Origin of the sequence: Apibacter sp. B2966 (genome assembly GCF_011082485.1) — a bacterium.
Taxonomy (GTDB): domain Bacteria; phylum Bacteroidota; class Bacteroidia; order Flavobacteriales; family Weeksellaceae; genus Apibacter.
In genome coordinates this window covers 555,192-576,900 of the sequence record NZ_CP049714.1, presented here as the reverse complement: position 1 = coordinate 576,900, position 21,709 = coordinate 555,192, and the positions used below count along the sequence as shown (strand labels likewise).

Genomic DNA, 21,709 nt, shown 5'->3' with positions numbered 1-21,709 from the left:
AAATATTAAAAAATATCTTAAATAAATACATAAAATAGTAAATATATATCTATAAAAGCTAATAAAATTAAATAATAGAGAAGATTTATGAGTTTTGAATTTTTTATTAATATCTATACTATAATTATAACATAGATGAAATAATAACTTATAATGTAATATATTGGAGATGAAGTTTTTAATAGTAAATACGATTCTTTAATTTAAAATCAACATAAACATAGGATTTAATTCTACTAATTAATCTGTATTTCTTTAAATATTTTAAATTAGTAATTAATATACGTTACTATTGTTAATATAACTATTTGGCACAATTATTTTATTTACAGTAAATAAGGTTAAAAACTTAATATTTGTCATTATTATTTAGATACAAAAGTGTAGTTTTTATCTGACAAAAATTATTGTAAATTTGAATTGTGAAAAATCAGATTAACATTGCCGATATTCCCGGAATTTCTCAATTAATTAAAGATTATGTAACTAAGGAGGAAAAAACAGCATCTCTTTATGAAAGAAATTTATCGCCTGAATCTTTACTTCTACAGGCTAGAGAAAAAATTTCCAATTATAAACACAGGGAAAAATTAGTTGATGTATTGCAAAGACAGCTAAAAAATTTACAATTGTCTGAAAAGCAAACAATCAATCTAAAAAATCTTAGTTTAGCGAATTCAATAACCATCACAACCGGGCATCAACTAAATTTAATGACCGGTCCATTATATTTCATCTATAAAATTTTACAGGTAATAAAATTATGTGATACGATGAATAAAAGACAAGAGGAATTTAAATTTATTCCAATTTTCTGGATGGCTACGGAAGATCATGATTTTGAGGAAATAAATCATTTTAACTTTAATAGAGAATTTATAAGTTGGAATGAGAAACATCATGATTATGTAGGTGAAATTTCAACCGGTGGATTAAAAACTGTCCTATCCGATTTTTATGAAGAATTGAAATATTATCCTTTTGGAAAGGATTTAAGAAAGATTATTGAAAAATCCTATTATACCGCGGATAATCTTTCAGATGCCACTCGAATTTTAGTTCATGAATTGTTTAAAGAATATGGTCTATTGTTTATAGATGGAAATACAGAATCTTTAAAAAAATTGTTTATACCGTTTATTAAAGATGATATCAAGGAAAAAAAATCTTTCCGAATCATTTCAAAAACAATCGAAAAATTAAAATCGAATCATTATAAAATACAAGTAAATCCAAGAAAAATTAATTTTTTTTATCATAAAAATAAAGAAAGAAACCGTATAGATGAAACCAATGGTAAATATTATATTTTAGGAAGCTGTAAAAATTTTAGTGAAGTTGAAATACTGGAAGAAATAGATAAACATCCCGAAAATTTCAGTCCCAATGCATTAATGAGACCGGTGTATCAGGAAGTCATATTGCCTAACGTTGCCTATATTGGTGGAAATGCAGAAATTGCATATTGGATGGAACTTAAAGATTATTTTTCTGAACAAAATATTCCTTTTCCTATATTGGTACCAAGAAATTCCTTTTTATTGATTAATGACAATCAAGAAAAAAGAATGAAAAGACTTTCTTTGAATATCAATCATTTATTTCTTCCAAAAGAACAAACAATTAATACCCTAGTAATTCAAAATTCATCCTATATATTTGATTTTACAAAATACGAAAGACGTTTAAAAGATATTTTCGATGATTTATTGAAAGAATCTACTAATACAGATCCTAGTTGGGAAAATATGATTATGGCTCAAAAGAAAAAGCAGCTCAATGGGTTGGAAAAAATAAACAAACGTTTTTATAAAGCAAATAGATTAAAACATAAAGAAATTGTGTATAATTTTGAAAAATTATATGAAGAATTATTTCCTGAAGGTAGTTGGCAGGAAAGGGTCTATAATTTTTCATTTTATTATGCCACAATGGGATCTGAATTTTTAGCTCGAATATATAATGAAATCAATGAATTTCAAAATATTGTAACAGTATTTAATTTAGAAAAAGGGAAATAAATAATTTAATTACATTTGCAACAAAGTTATTTAGAAATGAAAAAGCAATTTAATACGCTGCTATTATTATTTATAAGTTCCTTGATGCTTTCGCAACAGCAAAAACATACTGTTATGGCGAAAGAAACGCTTTATGGGTTAAGTAAAAAATACAATGTTTCCATTGATGATTTAAAAAAAGTAAATCCTCAATTAAACAGCCGTACACTTCAGATAGGGGAAATACTTAATATACCGGATAAAAAAGCTTCTTCTAAAGCGAATGAATATTTAACTTCCAACACTGCTAATAACACACAAAATATAGAAAATTCAAAAAATTTAGATTATTTTTATATTACCGTTGAGCCTAAACAAACGTTGTACGGATTAAGTAAAAAGTATCATACTTCGATTAAAAGCATAATAGCTCTTAATCCGTCTATGGATAAGAACGGTCCCAAAATTGGTGAAATTCTAAAAATTCCTGCCAATTCCTCATTGGAAAATTCAAATGCTTATAATCATGTTTATAGTGATGATAAAAAGGATCAGGAAGAATTAAAAATAAATAAATCAGATTCAAAAGAAGAAATCAACATAAAAGATAAAAAAGAGTTAACTTCGGCAAAAGATGATCCAATAGAAACTAATAAAAAAGAAAATATTGAAAATCAGAGTGATAAGGAATCAGATATCTTAAGTAAGAATAAATTACCTGAAAATGGTTTACAGAATGATGCTAAAGATCAATCATCAAGTCAAGCCGATAGTGAATTTAGAAAAGACGGAGTAAATGTGGTTTTATTTTTACCTTTCCATACCGGAGAATCGTCCGTTAATGCGGAAAGACGTATAGCTACTCAATTTTATTCAGGAGTTAAACTTGCACTGGATTCTTTGTCCAATAGAGGAAAAAGAGTTCATGTAAAGATATTTGACACAAGTAATGACAATAAATTCAGAGAAATTGTAAATACCTATGATTTTTCGAATACCAATCTTATAATAGGACCTTTATTTAAATCGAACTTATTGACCCTAGCAGATAAAATTAAAAAAATTCCGATAATTTCTCCATTTTCTTCCAGCGATGACCTAGATAAACACGAAAATTTAATTTTATATAATACAAAAGATCAAATATTAGCTGAGAAAGTAACTGAAGAAATGTTAAAAAAATATTCCAACGAGAAAATATATATAGTATATGATGAGGAACATTTTAAAACGGCTCAATTTATTCAATCATTAATTAAAGATAGAAAAAATAATGCGGAAGTAATTTTAACTAAAAATGCAGAAGATATTAAACCGGATCAGAATTTAGTTACTGAAGAATATAATAAAATTTATGCCCTATTAATTTCAAATCAAGATCCGGTAATAAATAAATATTTAGATACGATAACTAGTTTTGAAAACAATCAAATACAACCTATTTCTTTATTTTATTCTTCATTGTTTGATAATAAAAAATATGAAGAAAAACTTATAAATTTCGGATTGTTATATTTAGATACAAATTATGTAAATGAATTTGGATTTAATGAACAAAAAATGATGAATTTATATAAGAAAAAATATTGTCATATGCCGGATAAATATGCTATTACCGGTTTTGATGTAACCTATGATATTTTAAGTCGTGTTGATGAAAAAGGGAATTTATCAAACGCAATTATGAAAGCTGAAAGCAAACAAGTCAGCAATAAATATTCTTTTAGAAGAATAAATAAAAATGGAGCTTGGGTTAATCAAGAAGCTAGAATTATTCAATTATTAAAATAACTTAGAACAAACAAAATTACATATAACAATAAAATACTTAATATTAAAAAAAATTAATGAATTCATTAGTATTTCCCGGACAGGGTTCTCAGTTCCCAGGCATGGGAAAAGAAATATATGAGAGCAGAGCTGATATTAAAGAAATGATGAACTCTGCTAATGATATATTAGGGTTTAATATCATTGATATCATGTTTAAGGGAACCGAAGAACAACTAAAACAAACAAAAGTAACTCAACCTGCAATTTTTATCTATTCCATAGCTTCTGCTAAAGTTAATGAAAATGCCCGAATTGAAATGGTAGCAGGGCATTCCTTAGGAGAATTTTCTGCATTAGTTGGAAATGGAGTCCTGTCTTTTGATAACGGTTTAAAATTAGTTTACGAAAGAGCCTTGGCGATGCAAGAAGCTTGTGAAGAAAATCCTTCTTCGATGGCAGCGGTTATAGGTTTAGATGATGAAACTGTCGAAAAGGTATGTCAGGAGATTTCCTCTGAAAATAATATTGTAGTTCCCGCAAATTATAATTGTCCGGGGCAATTGGTTATATCAGGTCATACAGAGGCAGTTAAACAAGCTTGTGAAACTTTAAAAGAAAAAGGGGCTAAAAGAGCAATTTTGCTGCCTGTTAGCGGGGCTTTCCATTCACCACTTATGAAAAGTGCCGAGAAAAGATTAGAAGAAGTTATTCTTAAAACTAAATTTAATACACCTAGTGTCCCAATATATCAGAATTATACCAGTAAAGCAGTTACCAATATTGAGGAAATAAAAGAAAATCTTATTAAACAATTGACCTCTCCGGTAAACTGGACAAAAATAATTCGTAATATGATACAGGATAATTGTTCGGTATTTACAGAAACCGGTCCCGGAAAGGTTTTACAAGGATTAATTAAAAAAATTGACAGTTCCGTTGAAGTTTCCTCACTTTCCAACTAAAAAAATTTAATAGAATAAAAAAAAGAGATCTTATATAAGATCTCTTTTTTTATGACGAATATTTTTTAACGATAAATCTTTAACTTTTTTAAACAAAAAGATTTTAAATCTTTATATAATATCACCATTTAGAATTTATGTTTATAAAAATTTTTAAAACAGATTAAACAAAAATTCATTAGAGGTTTATACGGATATAATTAATTTGCTTTAGAAAAGCTAGAATTAAACATTAAATTTAATTTATCGATCATTTTTAGTTTATATAGAATGTTAAACATATATTAAATAAACTGTTTCGATTTTGCGGTAATCTGTAACATTTAGTAGTTAAATTATACAAATTAGTAACTACAATTGCAAACGACATGATTTCATTGAAAAACATACATAAATATTATGACATAGGTCATAATAAATTACATGTATTAAAAGGAATTAATCTGGAAATAGGAGAAGGAGAAATGGTTGCTATTATGGGATCTTCCGGATCAGGTAAATCTACCTTGTTAAATATTCTTGGAATATTGGATTATGCTGACGAAGGAGAATATCTATTGGATGGGGTTAAAATTGAAAAAGATTTAAGCGAATCAAAAGCAGCAGATTACAGAAATAAATTTTTAGGCTTTGTTTTCCAGTCCTTTAACTTGATAAGCTTTAAAAATGCTATGGAAAATGTCGCACTTCCTTTATATTATCAAAAAGTAAAACGTTCTCAAAGAAATTCCAGGGCCATGGAATATCTAAAAAGGGTAGGATTGGATGATAGAGCAGATCATATGCCTAATGAATTGTCGGGTGGACAAAAACAAAGGGTGGCAATTGCTCGCGCGTTGGTAACACATCCTAAAATTATTTTAGCCGATGAACCTACAGGAGCGCTTGACAGTCAAACCACATATGATGTAATAAAATTTTTACAAAAAATTAATAACGAAGGAAAAACTATTTTAATAGTTACACATGAACCCGATGTGGCAAAACAATGCAAAAGGGTAGTTCATTTAAAAGATGGTATAATTGAAAGGGATGAATTTATTAATCAAGAAGTTTTAGTATAATTTATTAACTATGTTTAATATAGATCGCTGGCAGGAAATATTTTATTCCATCAAGCAAAATAAATTAAGAACTTTTCTTTCGGGTTTTACAATATCATTAGGATTATTTATCTTCATTATACTTTTCGGTTTTGGAAATGGTTTAAAAAATGGCTTTTCACAAGCCTTCATATTGGATTCCTCAAGTACAATTAATATTATTCCTGGAAAAGCAACCGAAGCATATTTAGGTTTACAACAAAACAGGGATGTAACTCTTAAAAATGAAGATCTTGAACTTGTAAAGAAAGAATTTGATGAAAATTTAGAGTATAAAACAGCTACCATCACACAGCCTGAAAATGTTACTTACAGAACATCCTCAGGAATCTATACAGTTCAGGCAACTTACCCGGATAAGCAATATATTGAGAAAGCAATTGTTACATCAGGACGTTTTTTAAATCAATCAGATATAATAAACAAAACTAAATTTGCCGTTATAGGTCGATTGGTAGAAAAAGATCTTTTTAAAAATGAAAAAGCCTTAGGTAAATATATAAATATAGGCGGAATCAATTATAAAGTGGTAGGTATATTCTACGATGAAGGAGGGGATAATGATGAAAGAATAATTTACATCCCTATATCCACTTTACAAAGTCTCAAAAAAAGTACAGATCATGTAAGCCAGATAGATGTGGCTTATCTATCGGATATGAAACCTAGTGTAGCTGTGAAATTAGGAGATGAGATTGAGAGAACTTTACGTTCTAAACTTAAAATTTCACCTACAGATAAAACCGGTTTGGTTATTCGAAACAGAGCCCAAAATATGGAAGATACCTACTCGTTTTTCACGGTGATTTCTTCTTTGGTTATGTTTATAGGATTTGGTACCATAATGGCCGGAATTATCGGTATTAGTAATATTATGGTTTATATTGTAAAAGAAAGGACAAAAGAAATAGGAATTAGAAAAGCTTTAGGAGCAAAACCGTTCAGTATTGTTTGGCTTATATTGCAAGAATCTATTTTCATTACAGTTATTTCCGGTATTTCAGGGGTTATTTTAGGTAGTCTGGCACTTTATTTTATAGGTAATAACCTTTCCACCTATCTTATAGTAGATCCTTCGGTAAGTAAAGAATTATTAATTTTTGCAACGGTATCCTTAATAACTTTTGGTACGGTAGCAGGATTTATTCCGGCAAGAAAAGCTGCAAAAATAAAACCTATAGAAGCCTTAAGTTCAGATTAAACTATTTATTGAAATTTAATATCTTATATAAATGCAAATTTTAGATAGAGAAACATGGGTTGAAATTTACCATACTCTCAGCAAAAATAAGTTGCGCACCATTTTAACAATGATCGGTGTGGCATGGGGAATGTTTTTGTATGTATTTCTTTTAGGAGCTGCTAAAGGTGCTGAAAATGGTTTTTATAAAATATTTGACGGATATGCAACCAACAGTATATTTCTTTGGGGTGGATCTACAGGTGAACCCTATAAAGGATACCCGAGAGGAAGGGAGTTAGCCATTCATTTGGATGATGTAGAATATTTGAAAAAACAAGTTCCTGAAATTGATTTTGTAGTACCTAGAAATGCTGCTTCCTCAGAACAAAGTGTTATAAACAGAAAAAATAAAAGTAAAAATTTCACCGTATTTGGTGATTTTGCTTCGGTATCCAAAGTACAAAAGAAACAATTGATTACAGGAAGATTACTCAATGAAGAAGATGATGTTCAGAAAAAAAAGGTTGCGATAATCGGTAAAGAGGTTTATGAACAATTATTCAATAATAAAGAAAATGCTATAGGTGAATATATCAAAATTAACGGAATTTATTTTCAAGTAGTAGGAGTTTACAGAAATCCAAATTCAGGGTTTTTACCGGAAGATGTGGTATATATTCCTTTCAATACCTATCAGAAAATCTACAATCAAGGAGATAAAGTAAATTGGATGGTAATTTCCATTAAACCACAATACAATGTTAATTTGGTCGAAGAAAAGATTAAAACAGCTTTAAGAAAAAAATACGATGTAGCCCCTACAGATGAAAAGGCTTTCGGTGCTTGGAATTTTGCTGAGAACTTCAGAAAATTAACCAATTTCTTAAAAGGATTGCAAATCCTTACTTGGTTTGTGGGAGGATTAACCATTCTTGCCGGAGTGGTTGCTATTTCCAATATTTTATTAATAACGGTGAAAGAAAGAACCCTGGAAATAGGTATCCGAAGAGCATTAGGAGCCAAACCGGGTGAGATAAGATCACAAATACTTATGGAAAGTGTGTTTTTAACTGTATTTTCCGGTCTACTCGGTTTTATATTAGGAGTATTACTTTTAATAGGAATGAGTTCATTTATGGGCGATGCCAATCCTAAATTTCCGTTCTATAATCCAACCGTAAATATTTGGAATGTATTAGCAGCCTTGTTTTTAATGGTAAGTTTAGGTTTGTTTATTGGACTTATACCGGCCCAAAGAGCAGTACAAATAAAACCGATTGAGGCTTTGCGAACAGAATAATAGTCATATAAATTAGTTTAATTTTGGAAATTATGACTTTATCTAAAAAATCAGATAAGGGATAAGACACAAAAGCAAATGCAATGGGATTTTCAAATTTTGAAAATCCTATTTTTATATCTAGTAATATAATTTTTTTAAAAAATTTAATAAAATACTACCTTTGTAGTCATTCTCAAAAAATAACAATACATGTCAGAAATTACAGCAAAATATTCTCCTAAAAACGTTGAAGATAAATGGTATAAATTTTGGATAGATAACCACTTTTTTCATTCAGAACCGAATGAGAAAAAACCGTATACTATTGTAATTCCTCCTCCTAATGTAACCGGTGTATTACACATGGGACATATGCTTAATAATACAATTCAGGATGTATTAATAAGACGTGCCCGAATGTTGGGATATAATGCTTGCTGGGTTCCCGGAACAGATCATGCTTCCATAGCCACTGAGGCCAAAGTAGTTAACAAGCTAAAAGAACAGGGAATTAGTAAATTTGACATAGGAAGAGAAAAGTTTTTAGAACATGCATGGGAATGGACTCATACACATGGTGGAATCATATTAGAACAATTAAAAAAATTAGGTTGTTCTTGTGATTGGGATCGTACAAAATTCACCCTTGACGGCGATCTATATAATTCAGTAATTAAATGTTTTGTGGATCTTTATAATAGAGGGTATATTTATAAAGGGAACAAGATGATTAATTGGGATCCGGAAGCGAAAACCAATATATCCGATGAAGAAGTAATTTATAAAGAACATAACGGAAAACTATATTTTTTGAGATATAAAGTAGCTCATGAAGACCATTATGTAATCGTAGCTACTACAAGGCCGGAAACTATATTCGGAGACACCGCTCTTTGTATAAATCCAAATGATGAGCGTTATCAATTTTTAAAAGGAAAGAAAGTTATAGTACCGATCTGTAACCGAGAAATACCGGTCATTGAGGATGAATATGTAGATATGGAGTTTGGAACGGGAGTTTTAAAAATAACGCCTGCTCATGATGTGAATGATTATAATTTGGGTAAGAAGCACCAATTAGCTACCATTGATATTTTTAATGATAATGCAACTCTAAATGATAATGGATTGCATTATAAAGGAAAAGACAGATTCATAGTTCGTAAGGAAATATCCAAAGAGCTTAAAGAAAAAAACCTTCTTGAAAAAGAAGAAAATTATGTAAACAAAGTGGGAACTTCTGAACGAACGGGAGCAGTTATTGAGCCTAAAATATCGGTACAGTGGTTTATGAAAATGAAAGATTTTGCTAAACCGGCTCTTGATGCAGTATTAAATGAAGAGCTTAAACTGTATCCGGATAAGTTCGTTACTACTTACAAAAATTGGTTAGAAGACATTCATGATTGGAACATCTCTCGTCAGCTTTGGTGGGGACATAGAATACCTGCTTATTATTATGGAGAAGGCGAAAACGATTTTGTAATTGCAGAAACAAAAGAAGAGGCTCTAAAGTTAGCTCAAGAAAAAAACTCATCCATCACATCTGAAACCTTACGACAAGAAGAAGACGTTTTAGATACCTGGTTTTCTTCCTGGTTATGGCCTATTTCAGTTTTCAACGGAATCAATGAACCGGACAATAAAGAAATTAATTATTATTATCCTACCCAAGATTTAGTTACCGGACCGGATATTATATTTTTCTGGGTTGCCAGAATGGTAATGGCAGGATATGCTTTCAGAAATGAAAAACCATTTTCTAACGTTTATTTCACCGGAATTGTACGAGATAAATTAAGAAGGAAAATGTCTAAGCAGCTCGGAAATTCTCCGGATCCTTTAAAATTGATTGAAGAATACGGAGCAGATGGTGTACGTGTAGGGGTATTATTAAGTTCGTCTGCCGGAAATGATCTTATGTTTGATGAAGATTTATGTTTACAAGGAAGAAACTTTTCAAATAAAATTTGGAATTCTTTTCGTTTAGTACAATCTTGGAATGTAGATTCATCAAAACCTCAAACCATTGAAAGTAAAGAAGCTATATCTTGGCTAAAAAATAAAATAGCTAAAACAGTTACTTTAATAAATGGAGATTTTGAAAAATATCGAATTTCCGATGCATTAATGAATATTTATAAACTCATTTGGGATGACTATTGCTCTTGGTATTTAGAAGCTGTTAAACCCCCATTTGGTGAAGATATTGATGAAAAAACTTATATAGAAACAATAGCGATTTTAGAAGACCTGTTAAAATTGCTTCATCCATTCATGCCATTTATTTCTGAAGAGATTTGGCAAACAATTAAAAAAAGAGAAATACAAGAAAGCCTTATTATCACTTCCACAGTCTCTGAAAACGCATATAATGAATCCATTATATCCAATTTTGAAGTAACCAAAGAAATTATTTCAAGTATTAGAAATTTCCGTTCTGAAAAAGGCCTTTCACCCAAAGAATCGTTAACGCTTATAGTTAAATCATCCGATAAATTGGAAAATATTGCTACCATAAAAAAATTAGCTAATATTTCACAAATAAAGGATCAATTGAATGAAAATGAGCCATCTTATACTTTTTTAGTTGGTAAATTGGAATTTGCCATACCTTTTACACAAACAATCGATACAGAAGCAGAAAAAGCAAAAATATTGGAAGATATATCTTATTTAGAAGGATTTTTAAAAAGTGTAAATGCAAAACTGTCTAATGAAAAATTTGTGAATGGAGCTCCTCAAAAAGTAGTCGAAATGGAAAGAAAGAAGCAATCTGATACACTGGAAAAATTAACTATTTTAAAAGAGAGCTTAAAAAAGTTATAAGACTAGCTATTTTTATAAAATTTAGTTTATAGAAAGAAATAAAACTATTAAAACATTTATAAATGATTTATTTGAATTAATAAGTAAATAGGACAAGTCCTATCAATTAAATACTGAGAACGTATGATGAAACTACTTAGCCTTATTTTTTGTTTAGTTTCAATAGTTTTAAATAGTCAGGTAGAAAAAAATATATTAGACTTATCCGAATATCCCGAAAAAAATATATTGTCGTCTCAAATCAAGGAAACTTCTGCACTTGAGTTTTATAATGATTTCCTATATACCTGTAACGACAGCGGAGGAGAAGCCGAAATATATAAATTAAGCACCCTGGATGGAAAAATAGTAGAAACGATAAAAATCAAAGGAGTTAAAAATGTTGATTGGGAAGAATTGGCACGTAAAGGAGATACTCTTTTTATTGGTGATTTTGGAAATAATTTAGGCATTCGCAAAGATTTAACTGTATATCAAATAGTTTTACCTGCCAATGCAACAAATTTAAAAGAAATAACTATAGTCGATCAGTTTCAATTTACGTTTGAAGATCAAAAAGATTATGAAAACAAAGGAAACTTTAAGACTAACTTTGATTGCGAAGCGTTTATTTATTATAAAAATAAGCTTCATTTATTTACTAAAAGATGGGGAGATTTTCTTACCGCTCATTACGAAATAGATTTAACTTCTGTATCAAAATCTAAATTTGCAAAAAAGATAGAAACTTTTAATACGGAATGTTTAATAACCGGAGCAGACATACACCATGATACATTATATTTGATAGGATATACCAAAGAAGCAGCCTATGTATGGAAATTTTATGATTTCGATGATCATAATTTTTTTAATGGTAAATCCAAACAAACCTTGATCGGTTTAACTGCTGCTATCGGTCAAACAGAAGGTATTGCCGTAACAGATTCCAAAATATATATAACCGCTGAAGAAATGAATTATTCGCTCTTTCATGTTAAACCCACGCTATATATTCTCAATAAAGATGAACTCTAGTTTAAATAATATTTTTTGATTTAAATTTATAACTGAAGATGGTTTTATTTAATATCATTTTATAATCCATAATTTTATATCTTTTAATTTAAATAGAAGGTTGCTAATGCTCAAATTAATAATCCTCAAAGTTATACCTTCATAAAAAAATAGATGTTTCTATCTGTATTTATCCTTGTAATCAGTTTTTTCATTTTATATTAAAAATAAAATCAAATACTATATTTAGTGAAAATAAATTTATTTATTTTAAAAGTAATAGAAGATAAAAAAATGAAAATATATACTTTATTTTTAAAAATTATTTTATCTTTGCCTATAAATCACAAAAATTAATACTATGGCTAAAGAAAAAAAAATAGTAAGGTACAGAGATGCCGAAACTGGACACTACACCACTAAAAAATATGCTGAAGAAAATCCTAAGACTACAGTAAGGGAGACTGATCGGGTTAGACCCAGAACTAAGAAAAAATAATAGTTAATTTTGCCTTTATCTTTTTTGTCATCTAATTAATAAATTATGCAAATGTTGCATTTATTAAATGAAAATTTATTCATTTTTCCTTAGTAACGAGGAAAAATCAAACCTTTATATATTGAAACTATCTGATTATAACAAAATTTCATTAATGGTTTAGTTTGCATAAATAATAATGGCAAAAGTAATAGATAAAATAATAATTAGTAGTATTCCGATACTATAATCTTATAATTTTCGAAACTAGTTATAGTACAGTTAAAGCTCACATCAATTAATGTGAGCTATTTTTTTGCATACTTTATTTGCTAATTTATAGTATAGAACAAATTATAATTCAATCAATTAATCTATACAGTATAATGTTGGACTTATATATGAGCCCTTTAAAAATAAATTTTACGCAATTTAACTATATATTGAATGCGATATATATTTACTTAAAATTCGTAGATAGTAAAATAAATCAAATCAAACGATTTTCAAGATTAAACCGTCATAGAAAATAATTTGGTTTGAGGTGCATTTTTCATCATTCTCAGATCAAAAGCCATACAAATATTACGAATAAATGAACGACCATTTTCTTTTATAACTAAAGAATTTTCCGATAATTCAATAAGACCATCTGCTTCAAACTCTCGTAATCTTTGAATGATTTCAGGATAATTTTTTTGAATAATTCCATCTTCCCAACGGGTTTCCAACAAACACATTAAATTCAGTATGTGTCTTCTAATAAATAAATCTTCCTTGCTTAAGATATGCCCTCTAAAAACAGGAAGTTCTTGATTATTAACTTTTTGGTAGTATTCTTCTATAGTTTTTACATTTTGAGCAAATGCATACCAATTATCTGAAATCGAAGAAACTCCTAATCCGATCATTACTTGAGTGGAAGAGGAGGTATATCCCATAAAATTTCTATGTATTTTTCTATTTAGCATGGATTGGTACAAAGAATCTGATTTTAAGGAAAAATGATCCATTCCGATTTCAAAATATCCCATATTTTCCAATAACTCTTTACCTTTTTCATACAATTCTCTTTTTTCCTCACCGCTTGGCAAATCTCCATCTTTGAAACCCCTTTGTCCTACACCTTTAATCCACGGAACATGAGCATATGAATAAAATGCAATTCTATCGGGTTGCATTACTTCGGTCATCTTTATGGTATGCTTCACTTTATTTAAATCTTGAAAAGGCAAACCAAAGACTAAATCATGACTTATACTTTCATATCCTATTTCACGAGCAATATCGGTTACTTTTTTAACGTTTTCAAGGGGTTGAATACGGTGTATCGCTTGTTGTACTTTAGGATCGTAATCTTGAACTCCAAAACTTACTCTTCTAAATCCGAGATTGTATAAGGATTGAAGATGTTCAAGGGTGGTATTATTCGGATGCCCTTCAAAACTAAATTCTTTTTCCGAATGAATTTCTGCTTTTGAGAAAATATTTTCTAATAAATACGTTAGATTTTCAGGAGAAAAAAACGAGGGAGTTCCACCTCCTAAATGTAATTCTTTTATAACGGGTTTTTCAGGCAGTAAAGCTAGATACAACTGCCATTCTTTTAAAAGAGTTTCTATATATACTAACTCAACATTATGCTGTTTAGTAATACGCTTATTGCACGCACAAAAAGTACATAAACTTTCACAAAAAGGAAGGTGAATATACAAACTAATGCCTTCTCTTTTATTACTTTCTAAAAAAGATTTTTGTAGCGTTTGAATCCATTTTTCACAAGAAAAATTTTTTTCATCCCAATAGGGTACCGTAGGATAACTGGTATATCTGGGACCGGGTACATTATATTTTTGTATAAGAGTATTATTTTGCATATTTCGTTTCGTTACTGCAAATTTATTGATAACAAAATATATGACTTACATAATTCAATTACTTTGAATTATGTATTTATAAATCAAACCAATAAAGTTATTTTAAATTTTATTAAGATGGTAAACCCAGGATAAAAAATTAATTAAAAAACAATGTCAAAATCAATAATAATCAATAAAAGATTTGAAATGATTGATTTATATTGAATTAAATTTAAACCATTTTTTACCCAAATACTAACTGATGGCTTTTCTTATTTTTACCAATTTTTCCAACAAGTTTTCCAGTAAATCCAGTTTTAACATATTTGCACCATCGGAAAGAGCAATTTCAGGATTCGGATGGGTTTCAATGAAAATTCCATCAGCACCAACGGCAATACCTGCTTTAGCAATAGTTTCAATCATATCGGGTCTTCCTCCCGTTACACCGGTTGTTTGATTGGGTTGTTGTAATGAATGCGTAACATCTAATATTACAGGAGCGTAGTTCCTCATAGTTGGTATTCCTCTGTAATCTACAATTAAATCATGATATCCAAAAGAAGTTCCTCGATCAATAATTGCATAGTTGGAATTTCCTGAATCTTTTATTTTTTGAGCGGCAAATTGCATGGCTTCTGGTGACAAAAACTGACCTTTTTTTAAGGTAATATACTTTCCGGTTTTTGCAGCCGCAACTAACAAATCGGTTTGTCTAACCAAAAAAGCAGGAATTTGTAATACATCCACATATTTTGCAGCCCATTGAGCATGTTCGTTTTCATGAATATCGGTAGTGGTGGGTATTGAAAACGTATCACCAACTTTTTTTAATATTTCTAACGATTTTTGTTCTCCAATCGTGGTGAAGCTGTCAACTCTTGATCGATTTGCCTTTTTGAAAGAACCTTTAAAGATATAAGGAATACCTAATTTATCAGTAATTTCAACAATTTTTCCGGCAATATCCATAGCCATTTGCTCACCTTCAATAATACAAGGTCCTGCAATTAAAGTGAAATTATTAGTAGTTGTATTTTTTATTTTAGGAATTGAATATAAGCTGTTTTTCATGAGGAAACTTTTTTACAAATTTACTATATATTTATGATCCATAGAAATTACCGATAGATCACTATTATAAAAGGTTGAAATGAAATTACTTTCCAATAAAAAATGGTTATTTATATAAAATATATACTAATTAAAAGACGTAAAATTGTATAAATACACTTATAATTTTTATGAAATTGATTTAAAATACCAATTTAACAATTTACCTAAAATTTATTGCGGTGTATTGAAATGAATATAAGTTCTCCATTTTTCTATAACCTGTTTCATATCATCAGGTAATTCAGTTTCAAAAAACATTTCTTTTTTTGTTCTTGGATGAACGAAACCTAAGGTACGAGCATGCAAAGCCTGTCGCGGAAGAACTTGAAAGCAATTTTCAACAAATTGTTTATATTTTGTGAAAGTAGTTCCTTTTAGAACAATGTTTCCTCCGTATCTTTCATCATTAAAAAGAATATGCCCTAAGTATTTCATATGGGCCCTAATTTGGTGAGTTCTTCCGGTCTCAAGTTGACATTCAACCAATGTAACATAACGGAATCTTTCTAAAACCTTGTAATGGGTTACCGCATGTTTACCATGAGAACCATCAGGGAAAACAGCCATTTGCATACGGTCTTTCAAATCGCGTCCTATATGACCGTTTATTGTTCCTTCATCTTCCTCAAAATTACCCCAAACTAATGCATTATACACCCTTTTAGTAGTCTTATTAAAAAATTGCTTAGCTAAATGATTCATCGCAAATTCATTTTTAGCAATTACCAATAATCCCGAAGTATCTTTATCAATCCTGTGAACTAGTCCGGGACGCTTGTCTAAGTCTGTTTGAAAATAGGGAAGAGTACTAAAATGGTAAGCCAAAGCATTAACTAGGGTGCCTTCAAAATTTCCAAATCCGGGATGTACCACCATTCCGGCTTTCTTATTAACCACCAACAAATCTTCATCTTCATAGATAATATCTATAGGAATATTTTGGGGAACAATACTCGTATCACGAGGAGGATGTGCTAAAACAATGGAAACTATATCATTAGGCTTAACCTTATAGTTAGATTTTACAGGTATATTATTAACTAAAACATTACCGGCAAGAGCAGCCTTTTGAATTTTATTTCTTGTTGAATTTTCAATTAAATTTACAAGATATTTATCAATACGTACGGAACCTTGTCCTTTGTCTACAGTGATTTTAAAATGTTCATATAATTCATCCGCATCATTATTCTGATCAGTATCTAATATATCTTGCTTTTCCATAATATTTATAAATCTATCCTAACTATTCCAATATTACTCTCTTAGGTTTTTTCGGAGCATCATCTTTTGGAAGATGAACAGGTTGAGCCGAATTTTCTTGAATGTTAGAACTATTATTAGTAGTGTTAGTAGTTTCGTTAGAAGAAGGAATATTTTGATGATGGTTAGAAGAATTACTAATATCATGAGAATAATTAACAGAGTTCAAAGAATCGGAATATTTATGAATGTTAAAAGTTTGATCCAATTCTCTGATCTTTTCTCGTAAACTATTCAAAGGTTTATCACTAAGATATAAATCTATGGGTTGACCTTGATCATAAATAAATGAAGGAGCAGGCACTTGATAATAAACACGATTGTTTTCTGTTTTGGCAGGATCATCATAAGTTATATTACCAATTGAAAACAGGTTTTCTGTAATCAGTTTCTTGGCTGTTTCTTCATTTAAACCAATAAAATTAGGTACGGAAACATTTTTAGCAAGACTTTTTGCTAATACAATAGTTAAAGGAGAAAAACGGGGTAAAGTTAAACCCGGTTGTACTTCTTTACCTTTATATAATAATTTTAGAACCGTATTTGTTGCCAAACTTGGTTCATAAATAGTATCGGTAACTTTTAATCCAACTAAATCTAATTGGCTGAAAGCTAAATATTTATATTTTCCGATAACATTAGGTACCGTTACAGGTTTCCATGTTTTGGCATTGGCTCGGATAAATATTCTTCTGCCTTTTTTAACATGCGAACCTATTAGAGGATATATATCTAAAATTTGATATGATTTATATTTAGGATCATACTTAGAAGTATCAATCTCATATTCCAAGTCATTATCTTCAAGCTTAACTACTGCTTGATCCAGAGTTAAATTATTTAAATTAGGAACTTCCACTTGAACACCGTGATTTGTGTAAGCATTCAACCATAGAAAGGTTCCTTGTAAAAGTCCAAAAAATATTACTATAGCTAGAATAATGCTGACCCAAAATTGCCAAGATCCTAACAGTTTTAAGAATTTCATACTTACATTTTACAAAGCAAATATATAAATAATAAAAATATTATGGTTTATTAGTTAAAAATATGTTTAATTTTGTACGTTCTAACTCTAAATAACAATAAATAATTAATTACTATTATAATAATTGAAATTTTATGATGACAGTCGGAATTGTAATGGGAGGCTATTCTGAAGAAAGTAACGTTTCTTTAAAAAGCGGTGATTATTTTTATTCTCAAATAAATAAATCAAAATATACTGTCTTTAAAATAACCATTTTAAAAGACGGATGGAATGTCATTATAAATGATCAATCATATCCTATAAATAAAGGAGATTTTAGTTTTCACTTAAATGAAAAAAAAATCCATTTTGATGTATTGTTAAATACAATACATGGAAATCCGGGTGAAAACGGATTGATGCAGGCATATTGGGAATTGCTGAATATTCCCTATTCAGGATGCTCTTTTTATAATTCTGCATTAACATTTAACAAAAGAGATACTTTATCCGTGCTTAAGAAATTTAATGTATCGGTAGCCAACTCAGTTTATTTAAATCAAGGAGATCATATAGATGTTGATTCTATTATTGAAGAAGTAGGTTTGCCTTGTTTTGTAAAACCCAATCAGTCGGGGTCTAGTTTAGGAGTATCAAAAGTGAAAAAAAAGGAAGATTTCTTAACAGCCTTAAATTTTGCATTTAAAGAAGATAAATCCGTATTGATAGAAAGTTATTTAGAAGGTAGAGAAGTTCAAGTAGGAGTATTTAAAAATAAAGGAGAAGTGGTTGTAGTAAATACAACCGAAATAATTTCAAAAAATGAATTTTTTGATTACGAAGCCAAATATTTGGGAGCATCAGAAGAAATAACTCCCGCTCCTATTTCAGAAGAAGAAGATAAACGAATAAGAGAGGCTGCGGCCCATATATACAGATCTTTAGATATGACCGGGTTTTCAAGATTAGATTTCATAATAGTTAATGGAACACCCTATTTCTTAGAAATTAATACAACTCCCGGATGCTCACCGGCCAGTATATTTCCACAACAAGTTAAACAAGCAGGGTTGGATTTTTCGGAATTATTAGACAACGAAATTTCAATTGCATTACAAAGATTTGAAAATAAATAAACATGGAAAGAGTAGCAGTATTTCCTGGTTCTTTTGATCCAATTACCTTAGGACATTCAAATATAATTGAAAGAGCTGTCCCATTATTTGATAAAATTATTGTTGCCATAGGAAATAATTCCAATAAACAATATATGTTTCCCTTAGAAAAAAGAATGGAATGGATACGTGAGACAGTTAAAATATTTCCTAATGTAGAAGTTGACTCTTTTGATGGGCTTACGATTGATTATTGTGCAAAAAGAAAAGCTCCTTATATTATTAGAGGTCTTAGAAATCCAGCAGATTTTGAGTTTGAAAAAGCAATAGCACATACCAATCGCACATTGGCAAAAAAATCTGTAGAAACCGTATTCTTTTTAACATCATCCGGAAAATCTTTCATAAGTTCAAGCATTGTAAGAGAAATAATGAGATATAACGGAGATTATGAAATATTAGTGCCAAAAGCAGTTAGAATATGAATTTATTATTAAAATAATATATAACTAAGAACGGCTGCTAAGATTTTTTGTGAAATCAATATTCTTAAAATAAATATAGTTCGATTAATGAAGGAGGAATGTTAATAATATCTAGTAAAACTTAGATAAAAATTATTGCTTAGTTAATTTTTTTGTATTTATTTTACGTGATATTTTTACGAATAGTTAAAAAATTAATTTATATATCAGATGGAAAAACAACAATTAACCCAAACAAATTCAAAGACTAGAGTAGGAGGATTAAATCCTTTTATTACGATCATTATTTTAATAGCTATAGGAGAATGCATTTATCACTTTGTACTAGGTGCACCTTCAAATTTTAAAGGTGATACTACCGATAGCGACCCTAAAACATTTATGGGTATTATCCATAAAGGGGGTGTGATTGTTCCTTTTTTGATTTCCTTTTTACTTATGGTTATCGTATTTTCAATTGAAAGATTTTTTATAATTGGAAAAGCGGAAGGAACAGACAGCTTAACAAAATTTGTAAATGATATCCGTGTATTATTAGATAAAAACGATATCAATAATGCCATTTCATTATGTGATAAACAAAAAGGTTCTATAGGAAATGTAGTAAAAGAAGGGTTAATTTCATATAGAGCATTAGCTAATGATACAACTTTAGATAAAGAACAAAAATTAGTTTCATTAAACAAAACATTAGAAGAAGCTACCTCATTGGAAATGCCAATGCTTGAGAAAAATATGACTATTTTAGCAACAATAGCATCAATCGGTACATTAGTTGCCTTAATGGGAACCGTAATCGGTATGATCAAAGCATTCTTTGCATTAGGTGAAGGAGGTGGGTCTCCGGATGCAGCTGCTTTATCAGTAGGTATATCTGAAGCCTTAGTAAATACTGCATTAGGTATTGGTACTTCAGCACTTGCTATAATTGCTTATAACTATTTTACATCAAGAATAGATACTTTAACTTTCAAAATTGATGAAATAGGTTTAAGTATTCAACAGTCTTTTTCTGCTCACCATTAATTAAGTTTCTAATTTTCTTTAATGAGTAAAGAAAATTAAAAAGATAAGATTAAAAATTATTTTAAAAACTTAAAAAATAATATGGCAAGAGTTAAACCAAAAAGACACGGGATACACATAGATATGACGCCAATGAGTGATTTGGCGTGGTTGCTGTTAACGTTCTTTATCTTGACAACACAATTTAAGCCTAAAGAAACGGTAACCATTGATCCGCCTTCATCTATATCTCAAATTAAAGTCAGAGATCATGGAATGATGAAGATATCTATAACTTCAGATGGAAAATACTATTTCTCAATGGATGAGGAAAAATACAAAGTTCAATTGCTCGATGCAATGGGAAAGAAGTATGGCATCAATTTTACGGATAGAGAAAAAAGCGAATTTAAAAAATTAACGGATTTCGGGGTATCAATAACCGGTCTTAAGCAATATTTAAATATTCCGGAAGGACAAAGAGAATCTGTAAAAGTTCAGGGAATACCGGCAGACAGTGCAAAACCTGAAATTACCGATTGGGTTTTTGAAGCTAGAGAAATAGCTAAGAAAAATGGCGATTCATTAGACTTAGGGATCAAAGGTGATGTTAATACGCAATATCCTGTATTTAAAAATCTTTTATCTAGATTACAGGAGAAGAATATGAATAAATTTCAATTAATTACGTCAGCCGAAAGTAAACCGGAATAATGTAATTAAATTAACCCATTAACGAAAAAGAAAAATATGTCAGCAGGCGTAGATACAAGTAATAGTGGAAAAGGGGATGGAAAGGTAAGGGCTAAAAAAATGAACCTTAATGTGGATATGGCACCGATGTGTGATTTAGGTTTCCTTTTAATTACATTTTTCATGTTTACAACCACATTCAGTAAACCGAATATCATGCATTTAAACATGCCACCCAAGGTTGAAATCCCACCTTCTAATATTCCTGAAATTAAAACAAAGAATTCGTTAACTATAATTTTAGGAAAAGACGATAAAATATATTGGCATCAACAGGAACAACAGGATTTAAATGCTTCCACTCTGATGGAATCCGACTATTCAAAAGAAGGAATACGTAAAGAAATATTACGAGCTCAGAAACAAGCAGATCAAAATAAATTCACTGTGATTATAAAACCTACCGATGATTCAAGTTATAAGAACTTGGTGGATATATTAGATGAAATGGAAATTACTAATTCTGATCGATACGGAATTAAAGAGCTTTCTTCAAAAGAAAAAGCAGTATATAAAGAAAAAGTTAATAACTAACGA

18 protein-coding genes are annotated in these 21,709 nt (G+C 29.6%); 14 read left to right on the top strand and 4 right to left on the bottom strand.

Features of this window, described 5'->3' with window-relative positions; genetic code table 11:
• Positions 1-422: 422 nt before the first annotated feature.
• The 9 genes from bshC to G8C43_RS02405 all read left to right on the top strand — a co-directional run bounded on the left by bshC (position 423) and on the right by G8C43_RS02405 (position 12,627).
• On the top strand, positions 423-2,021 hold the full coding sequence (gene bshC / locus G8C43_RS02445) for a bacillithiol biosynthesis cysteine-adding enzyme BshC (RefSeq protein ID WP_166003895.1): 1,599 nt from the start codon (positions 423-425) through the stop codon (positions 2,019-2,021).
• A 36-nt stretch (positions 2,022-2,057) separates the two neighbouring features.
• Positions 2,058-3,791: a LysM peptidoglycan-binding domain-containing protein gene (locus G8C43_RS02440; protein ID WP_166003893.1), complete on the top strand. Its 1,734-nt coding sequence runs from the start codon at positions 2,058-2,060 to the stop codon at positions 3,789-3,791.
• Positions 3,792-3,847: 56 nt separating this feature from the next.
• Complete coding sequence (gene fabD / locus G8C43_RS02435; protein WP_105297757.1) at positions 3,848-4,735, top strand: ACP S-malonyltransferase; 888 nt, start codon at positions 3,848-3,850, stop codon at positions 4,733-4,735.
• Between the two features lie 368 nt (positions 4,736-5,103).
• Positions 5,104-5,799 carry an ABC transporter ATP-binding protein gene (locus tag G8C43_RS02430; protein ID WP_166003890.1) on the top strand — a complete coding sequence of 232 codons (696 nt, stop codon included), beginning with the start codon at positions 5,104-5,106 and terminating at the stop codon, positions 5,797-5,799.
• Positions 5,800-5,809: 10 nt separating this feature from the next.
• Positions 5,810-7,039 carry an ABC transporter permease gene (locus G8C43_RS02425; protein WP_166003887.1) on the top strand — a complete coding sequence of 410 codons (1,230 nt, stop codon included), beginning with the start codon at positions 5,810-5,812 and terminating at the stop codon, positions 7,037-7,039.
• A gap of 31 nt (positions 7,040-7,070) precedes the next feature.
• Positions 7,071-8,321: an ABC transporter permease gene (locus tag G8C43_RS02420; RefSeq protein WP_166003885.1), complete on the top strand. Its 1,251-nt coding sequence runs from the start codon at positions 7,071-7,073 to the stop codon at positions 8,319-8,321.
• 192 nt (positions 8,322-8,513) lie between these two features.
• Complete coding sequence (locus G8C43_RS02415; RefSeq protein WP_166003882.1) at positions 8,514-11,132, top strand: valine--tRNA ligase; 2,619 nt, start codon at positions 8,514-8,516, stop codon at positions 11,130-11,132.
• A 126-nt stretch (positions 11,133-11,258) separates the two neighbouring features.
• The gene (locus tag G8C43_RS02410) at positions 11,259-12,149 is read left to right on the top strand and encodes a hypothetical protein (protein WP_166003879.1); all 891 of its coding nucleotides are present in this window, start codon (positions 11,259-11,261) and stop codon (positions 12,147-12,149) included.
• Between the two features lie 340 nt (positions 12,150-12,489).
• Positions 12,490-12,627: a multidrug transporter gene (locus G8C43_RS02405; RefSeq protein WP_105297751.1), complete on the top strand. Its 138-nt coding sequence runs from the start codon at positions 12,490-12,492 to the stop codon at positions 12,625-12,627.
• A 491-nt stretch (positions 12,628-13,118) separates the two neighbouring features.
• On the opposite strand, the gene hemN is transcribed toward G8C43_RS02405, so the two are convergent.
• The 4 genes from hemN to G8C43_RS02385 all read right to left on the bottom strand — a co-directional run bounded on the left by hemN (position 13,119) and on the right by G8C43_RS02385 (position 17,832).
• Positions 13,119-14,483, bottom strand: a complete 1,365-nt coding sequence (hemN, locus tag G8C43_RS02400; protein WP_166003877.1) for an oxygen-independent coproporphyrinogen III oxidase — start codon at positions 14,481-14,483, stop codon at positions 13,119-13,121.
• Positions 14,484-14,720: 237 nt separating this feature from the next.
• Positions 14,721-15,539: a 3-deoxy-8-phosphooctulonate synthase gene (kdsA, locus tag G8C43_RS02395; protein ID WP_166003874.1), complete on the bottom strand. Its 819-nt coding sequence runs from the start codon at positions 15,537-15,539 to the stop codon at positions 14,721-14,723.
• A gap of 213 nt (positions 15,540-15,752) precedes the next feature.
• The gene (locus G8C43_RS02390; protein WP_166003872.1) at positions 15,753-16,805 is read right to left on the bottom strand and encodes an RluA family pseudouridine synthase; all 1,053 of its coding nucleotides are present in this window, start codon (positions 16,803-16,805) and stop codon (positions 15,753-15,755) included.
• A 22-nt stretch (positions 16,806-16,827) separates the two neighbouring features.
• Positions 16,828-17,832, bottom strand: a complete 1,005-nt coding sequence (locus G8C43_RS02385) for a PASTA domain-containing protein (protein WP_166003869.1) — start codon at positions 17,830-17,832, stop codon at positions 16,828-16,830.
• 137 nt (positions 17,833-17,969) lie between these two features.
• On the opposite strand from G8C43_RS02385, the gene G8C43_RS02380 reads away from it, so the two are divergent.
• The 5 genes from G8C43_RS02380 (at position 17,970) to G8C43_RS02360 (ending at position 21,706) form a co-directional block, all read left to right on the top strand.
• Positions 17,970-18,950, top strand: a complete 981-nt coding sequence (locus tag G8C43_RS02380; protein WP_166005690.1) for a D-alanine--D-alanine ligase — start codon at positions 17,970-17,972, stop codon at positions 18,948-18,950.
• 2 nt (positions 18,951-18,952) lie between these two features.
• Positions 18,953-19,414, top strand: coding sequence for a pantetheine-phosphate adenylyltransferase (coaD, locus tag G8C43_RS02375; protein ID WP_105297745.1), 462 nt, complete (start codon positions 18,953-18,955; stop codon positions 19,412-19,414).
• Positions 19,415-19,624: 210 nt separating this feature from the next.
• Entirely contained in the window at positions 19,625-20,440 is an 816-nt protein-coding gene (locus G8C43_RS02370; RefSeq protein ID WP_160543221.1) for a MotA/TolQ/ExbB proton channel family protein, read from the top strand.
• Between the two features lie 81 nt (positions 20,441-20,521).
• Entirely contained in the window at positions 20,522-21,133 is a 612-nt protein-coding gene (locus G8C43_RS02365) for an ExbD/TolR family protein (RefSeq protein ID WP_105297743.1), read from the top strand.
• Between the two features lie 36 nt (positions 21,134-21,169).
• The gene (locus G8C43_RS02360) at positions 21,170-21,706 is read left to right on the top strand and encodes a biopolymer transporter ExbD (protein ID WP_160543222.1); all 537 of its coding nucleotides are present in this window, start codon (positions 21,170-21,172) and stop codon (positions 21,704-21,706) included.
• The last annotated feature ends 3 nt before the right edge of the window (positions 21,707-21,709 follow it).

Coding starts and splice junctions, on each gene's coding strand:
- G8C43_RS02440 (WP_166003893.1), top strand. CDS start 2,058: ATGAAAAAGCAATTTAATACGCTGCTATTATTATTTATAAGTTCCTTG.
- fabD (WP_105297757.1), top strand. CDS start 3,848: ATGAATTCATTAGTATTTCCCGGACAGGGTTCTCAGTTCCCAGGCATG.
- G8C43_RS02430 (WP_166003890.1), top strand. CDS start 5,104: ATGATTTCATTGAAAAACATACATAAATATTATGACATAGGTCATAAT.
- G8C43_RS02425 (WP_166003887.1), top strand. CDS start 5,810: ATGTTTAATATAGATCGCTGGCAGGAAATATTTTATTCCATCAAGCAA.
- G8C43_RS02420 (WP_166003885.1), top strand. CDS start 7,071: ATGCAAATTTTAGATAGAGAAACATGGGTTGAAATTTACCATACTCTC.
- G8C43_RS02415 (WP_166003882.1), top strand. CDS start 8,514: ATGTCAGAAATTACAGCAAAATATTCTCCTAAAAACGTTGAAGATAAA.
- G8C43_RS02410 (WP_166003879.1), top strand. CDS start 11,259: ATGAAACTACTTAGCCTTATTTTTTGTTTAGTTTCAATAGTTTTAAAT.
- G8C43_RS02405 (WP_105297751.1), top strand. CDS start 12,490: ATGGCTAAAGAAAAAAAAATAGTAAGGTACAGAGATGCCGAAACTGGA.
- hemN (WP_166003877.1), bottom strand. CDS start 14,483: ATGCAAAATAATACTCTTATACAAAAATATAATGTACCCGGTCCCAGA.
- kdsA (WP_166003874.1), bottom strand. CDS start 15,539: ATGAAAAACAGCTTATATTCAATTCCTAAAATAAAAAATACAACTACT.
- G8C43_RS02390 (WP_166003872.1), bottom strand. CDS start 16,805: ATGGAAAAGCAAGATATATTAGATACTGATCAGAATAATGATGCGGAT.
- G8C43_RS02385 (WP_166003869.1), bottom strand. CDS start 17,832: ATGAAATTCTTAAAACTGTTAGGATCTTGGCAATTTTGGGTCAGCATT.
- G8C43_RS02380 (WP_166005690.1), top strand. CDS start 17,970: ATGACAGTCGGAATTGTAATGGGAGGCTATTCTGAAGAAAGTAACGTT.
- coaD (WP_105297745.1), top strand. CDS start 18,953: ATGGAAAGAGTAGCAGTATTTCCTGGTTCTTTTGATCCAATTACCTTA.
- G8C43_RS02370 (WP_160543221.1), top strand. CDS start 19,625: ATGGAAAAACAACAATTAACCCAAACAAATTCAAAGACTAGAGTAGGA.
- G8C43_RS02365 (WP_105297743.1), top strand. CDS start 20,522: ATGGCAAGAGTTAAACCAAAAAGACACGGGATACACATAGATATGACG.
- G8C43_RS02360 (WP_160543222.1), top strand. CDS start 21,170: ATGTCAGCAGGCGTAGATACAAGTAATAGTGGAAAAGGGGATGGAAAG.